This window comes from Serratia sp. (in: enterobacteria) (assembly GCF_046715635.1).
Lineage (GTDB): Bacteria > Pseudomonadota > Gammaproteobacteria > Enterobacterales > Enterobacteriaceae > Chania.
In genome coordinates, this window is sequence record NZ_JBKJYW010000347.1 from 1 (window position 1) to 3,866 (window position 3,866).

A 3,866-nucleotide genomic window follows, 5' to 3' on the forward strand; every position below is an offset into this window, starting at 1 on the left:
TGATGGAGTACGGCGAGCAGTTCTCTACCGCCAGTAGCCAGGCAATGCGATGCACCAGCACCCGGGTCTTGCCGCTGCCTGCCCCGGCCAGCACCAACAGGTTGCTGCGTGGCGCAGCCACGGCTTCACGTTGTTTATCATTCATGCTGTCGAGCAGGTCGGAAACGTCCATAGGCACCATTGATTGGTAGAGGGAAAACCCGCTTCTACGCGCTTTCCACTGGGAATTTATACAGAGTTCTGCTGGGATTATATCAATGCTGTCAGCGATGCCAACTGCGAAATCTCAATATGGGGTAGCAGACGGCTGTCAGACACCAGCATCAGGCTGCGCTGACGGTCATTGATCCAGCAGGCTTGCAGGCCCGAACGCAGCGCCCCGGCAACGTCGGTGGTCAGGTCATCCCCAACGTGCAGGATTTGTTCTGGCGCCACGCCCAACCTTTCGACTGCCAGTTGATACATATCCTGATATGGCTTGGCGCGGCCATCTGGCCCGGAGCGCAGCACGAACTGGAAGTATTGCTCTAACCCGCACTGGGCCGGATCGGCATTGCCGTTGGTGATCGCCACCAGCGGATAACGTTGCCCCAGCGCCTGCAAGGTAGCGTGCGTGGCCTCTGGCACATCGATACGGCTGCGCCACAGGGCAAAGTTCTGCATAGCGGCATCGGCACCGATGGACGCCTCGGCATCGCGCAACCCCTGACGGCTCAGCGCCAGATGGATCGCCCGCCAGCGCCATTGGGTAACGTCGTGGTAAATCTCCGGATCCTGTTCACGCAGTTCCTGCCGCAAACGGTGGAAATCCGCCGACTGGAAATGACTCAATCCCGGGTGGTAGTTCTGCAAAAAGGCCACCGACTCATGTTCGGTCTGCTTGATCACCGGGCGGTTGTCATACAGCGTGTCATCCAGATCGAAAGTCAGCGCGGCCAGCGGGCGTAACGGACGGTAAAAGTGCATCAGGATTTCCCTCGTTTGGCGCGTGGATGCGCGGCATCGTACACGTTCGCCAGATGTTGAAAGTCGAGGTGGGTATAAATTTGCGTGGTGGTCAGGTTGGCGTGCCCCAGCAACTCCTGTACCGCGCGCAGATCGCCGCTCGATTCCAGCATATGGGTGGCAAAAGAGTGGCGCAGCTTGTGCGGATGGATATGGCTGTTGACGCCCTGCTTGACGCCCCACTCGGCAAAACGCTTTTGCACGTTGCGCGCCGAGATGCGCTTGCCCTGATTGGAGAGGAACATGGCATCATCCTGCGGCGCAAACAGATCGCGCAGCGCCAGCCAGTGCTCCAGCCAGGTGATCGCCATGCGGCCTATCGGCAATTTACGCTCTTTACTGCCTTTCCCCAGCACCCAGATCTCACCACCAGCCAGATCGACATGGCGGCAATCCAGCCCCACCAGTTCGGCCAGACGCAGCCCGGCCCCGTACATTACCTCCAGCATCGCACGATCGCGAACCGCCAGCGGATCGTTGAGATCGATGTTCAGCAGTTGGTTCATTTCATCGACGTCGATATTCTTCGGCAAATGACGGCCACTGCGCGGTGTGCGGATGCCTTTGGCGGGGTTGGCGCTTATCACACCCTGGCCGACCAGCCAGTCCAGAAAACTGCGTAATGCAGAGAGGCGCAGCGCCAGGCTGGAAGACTGTAACCCGGCACGCTTACTGCGGGCTGCCAACTGACGCACTCTGGCGGCATCCAGCATCGGCCATTCGCTGACGCCCAGTTCGCTCGCCATGGCGATCAACGCCTGCAACTGGCGCGAATAACTGATCTGCGTCAGTGGGCTGAGTTGCCGCTCCACCTTTAAATAACGCAGGAAAGCGTCCACCGGCGGTTGCAGGTTGGCCGCTACGCCGGTCATGCGCGTTCTATCCAGCGTTCCAACAGTTTTGGCAACATACGCGCCAGTTGGCCGAGCATCACGGTGCCCATTCCCTGTTGATAATGTTGGGTATCACGGCTGCTGAAGATCACCATGCCGAGATCGCCCTGCTCTCCCAGCAACGACAGCGCCACGGAGCCAACCTGTTTGGCCTGCGGCAGCAACAGCAGCAGTTCGGGGCCATTAAGGTTGCCAAGGTAGTGATAGCGATCGCCCAGGCGTTGAATACGCATCGGCTCAAACGCCGAGCGCGTCAGGCCAAGATGGGTGAAATCCGACGGCGCGCCAATATTCCAGCTGTCGGCAAAAAGGCGGATATTCGCCCCTGCCAACCCAAACCCCCGCGCCCAACGCTGCAAGCGGTTGAGCATATCCTGCAGGCTGCTGGCGGTGGCCAGGTTGGCCTGTAGATGCAGCAGGCTACCAAACAGCGATTCGTTGGCACTTGCCTGCTCCATCAGCAAGGTGATCTCTTCTTCCAATTGGGTGATTTGGTTGCGCTGACGCGCCAGATGCCACTCCACCAACGAGACCGTCCCCCGCACCGGATGAGGCACTCGCATCTGTTCAACCAGCCGTGCATTGCGCATAAAGAAGTCCGGATTCTGCAGCAGATATTGCATCACCGTCTCATCATCAAGCTCAACGCCGGTGGCTATCCGATCGTCAACCTGTTTCATAAGTGAATAAATCCGTCATAAACATGGGTGGCCGGGCCGGTCATAAATAACGGCTCCCCTGGCCCTTTCCAGCGAATATGCAGGCTACCGCCGGGCAGTTCGACATGCACCTCTTCCGCCAGCAGTTCTTGCTGAATGCCCACCGCCACTGCGGCACAGGCACCGCTGCCACAGGCCTGCGTTTCTCCGGCACCGCGCTCATAAACCCGCAGTTTGATGTGCTCGCGGCTCACTACCTGCATAAAGCCAATGTTGGCGCGTTCCGGGAAGCGATCGTGCCCTTCTAATACCGGCCCCAACAGTTCAACCTTGGCGGTTTTGACGTCGTCCACCTGCAACACACAGTGTGGGTTGCCCATCGATACAACGCCACACAACACCGTATGCTCCGCCGCGCGCATGATGTAGGTCTTTTCCGCTTTAGTGGCGCGGAATGGCACGATTTGCGGATCAAAATTCGGCTCGCCCATATTGACGCACACCAGGTCATCATCGGTGACGCTCAGGATCATGCGCCCGGTCTGGGTACTGACGCGGATATCACGCTTGTTGGTCAACCCTTTCAAACGCACAAAGCGGGCAAAACAGCGGGCACCGTTGCCGCATTGAGCCACTTCGCTACCGTCAGCATTGAAAATGCGGTAATGGAAATCGAGTTCGGGATCGTACGGCGGTTCTACCACCAGCATCTGGTCAAAACCCACGCCCAAATGCCGATCGGCCAGGCGGCGGATCAGCTCAGGTGAAAAGTAGACGTTCTGTGTAACGGCATCGACCACCATAAAGTCGTTGCCTAAACCGTGCATTTTGGAGAACTGCATATCATACTCCGCTATCTGGACGACGTACCGTCTGATATTTATGGCGGCATCAGCCACCATAAATGATCATTACTGTTTGCTCATCGACGGTTGCTGCTGAGTGCCAGCGGGTTCTTGTTGGTTTTTGCTAACGGTACCGGCACTGGTTACCGGTTGCTCTGCCGGTTTGTCCTTCGGCGGAAAATACAGCGGGCCCTTCAGGCCACAGCCAGAGAGCCCGGCCAGCAAAACGGCCATCAGCGCATAGCGTAGTTGTTTTTTCATTTGCATTAATGCCTGTAATTCATGCGTCCAAGCTCACTATAATCGCAGGTGGATCATGAAAAGCAATAGGAATCGAATTTGACTGCTCCCCGCCCTAAAGGGCGAGGACTCCCACTTCACAGAGCCGAACCTAAGCCGCGTGCTGCGATTCAGGATTTACAGGCTCTCCGTGGGCTAACACTGCCAGCCCGGCAGCTTTGATA

At 57.7% G+C, this 3,866-nt stretch carries 6 protein-coding genes; all 6 read right to left on the bottom strand.

From position 1 onward, the window contains the following. Positions 1-181 (bottom strand): UvrD-helicase domain-containing protein (locus tag ACLQ7H_RS18255; protein ID WP_411753882.1); only part of this gene is annotated, 181 nt, incomplete at its 3' end. 68 nt (positions 182-249) lie between these two features. Beyond that, on the bottom strand, positions 250-966 hold the full coding sequence (gene yigB, locus ACLQ7H_RS18260; RefSeq protein ID WP_411753883.1) for a 5-amino-6-(5-phospho-D-ribitylamino)uracil phosphatase YigB: 717 nt from the start codon (positions 964-966) through the stop codon (positions 250-252). Further along, a complete protein-coding gene (gene xerC, locus ACLQ7H_RS18265; protein ID WP_411753884.1) occupies positions 966-1,877 on the bottom strand; it encodes a tyrosine recombinase XerC in 912 nt (303 codons plus the stop codon). The genes yigB and xerC overlap by 1 nt, the downstream gene beginning before the upstream one ends. Further along, positions 1,874-2,578, bottom strand: coding sequence for a DUF484 domain-containing protein (locus tag ACLQ7H_RS18270; RefSeq protein ID WP_411753885.1), 705 nt, complete (start codon positions 2,576-2,578; stop codon positions 1,874-1,876). Before ACLQ7H_RS18270 ends, xerC begins: the two co-directional genes overlap by 4 nt. After that, positions 2,575-3,399, bottom strand: a complete 825-nt coding sequence (gene dapF / locus ACLQ7H_RS18275; protein ID WP_021181537.1) for a diaminopimelate epimerase — start codon at positions 3,397-3,399, stop codon at positions 2,575-2,577. The genes ACLQ7H_RS18270 and dapF overlap by 4 nt, the downstream gene beginning before the upstream one ends. A 69-nt stretch (positions 3,400-3,468) precedes the next feature. After that, entirely contained in the window at positions 3,469-3,663 is a 195-nt protein-coding gene (gene lptM, locus ACLQ7H_RS18280; RefSeq protein ID WP_411753886.1) for an LPS translocon maturation chaperone LptM, read from the bottom strand. Positions 3,664-3,866: the final 203 nt, after the last annotated feature.

Bases quoted from the DNA above. Each gene is read 5' to 3' on its own strand.
- yigB (WP_411753883.1), bottom strand. From the start codon at position 966: ATGCACTTTTACCGTCCGTTACGCCCGCTGGCCGCGCTGACTTTCGAT.
- xerC (WP_411753884.1), bottom strand. From the start codon at position 1,877: ATGACCGGCGTAGCGGCCAACCTGCAACCGCCGGTGGACGCTTTCCTG.
- ACLQ7H_RS18270 (WP_411753885.1), bottom strand. From the start codon at position 2,578: ATGAAACAGGTTGACGATCGGATAGCCACCGGCGTTGAGCTTGATGAT.
- dapF (WP_021181537.1), bottom strand. From the start codon at position 3,399: ATGCAGTTCTCCAAAATGCACGGTTTAGGCAACGACTTTATGGTGGTC.
- lptM (WP_411753886.1), bottom strand. From the start codon at position 3,663: ATGAAAAAACAACTACGCTATGCGCTGATGGCCGTTTTGCTGGCCGGG.